The 836-nt window shown below is 43.7% G+C and carries 2 protein-coding genes; both read right to left on the bottom strand.

Features of this window, described 5'->3' with window-relative positions; all coding sequences use genetic code 11:
* On the bottom strand, positions 1 to 479 hold a 479-nt coding region (locus tag AC1DUO_RS25620; protein WP_477989520.1), incomplete at its 3' end, for a HAMP domain-containing protein.
* A partial coding sequence (locus AC1DUO_RS25625) for a winged helix-turn-helix domain-containing protein (protein WP_477989522.1) occupies positions 476 to 836 on the bottom strand: 361 nt, incomplete at its 5' end. The genes AC1DUO_RS25625 and AC1DUO_RS25620, both read right to left, overlap by 4 nt.

The raw sequence follows: 836 nt of genomic DNA on the forward strand, positions 1-836 counted from the left end.
CCATGCAACCGACCTCTTAATATCGTTACCGGCGTTCTCAGTTCATGAGCGATAGCCGCATTCCATGATTTTCTGTCAGCGTCCATGACTTGCAATCTTTCAGCCATCAGGTTGAAATCACTGACAAGATTATTTATCTCTAAAAGATGACTTCTTTTGGTGATCGCGCGTGCACTCAAATCGCCATGCGTGATTCGTTGCAGGCTCAGGGCAACGGTATTTAAGGGAGAAAGAATGCGCGTTGATAATTTTAATGCGAAGAATACAGCAATGGTAAAGCTCAGGAGTGAAGCTATAGCAATCCATACCCAGTCAATGAATGTCATGGCCTCATCATTGGCAGATGAGGCATAGCTCGGCAGGCTATAGACAACCGCGTAGAAAATATAGGTCCCCAATACTGAGATAAGAATGATACATAGTGTGAGTCCCAGCATAAAAAAAAGGATCTGCCTGCTCAGGTCATTTTTTCTTTTCATTTTTCACTTCCAATCCGGTATCCAATGCCGCGTATACTTTCCGGAACATTATCCAATCCAATCCTTTCCAGTTTCTTTCTTAATTTGCTTATATGGCTATCAATGGTTCTGTCAAGTTTATCCCCTTCAGGCAGGCAAGCATCCATTAATTCTTCCCGGGAAAATACTCTTCTTGGGTGTCTGGCCATATATGTCAATAACCTGAACTCCGAGGTGGTTAAAACCGGACTGTAGACAGCCCCATCAATGAGTACTTCCACACAGAACTCCTCAGGGTAAATAGTGATGAACCTCGTTCTAATTGGACTTTTCCCCTGTGGCTCCGGAGATTTTACCCTTCGCAAAACAGCTTCTATC

This window comes from Rahnella sp. P4_A8, from assembly GCF_056402435.1.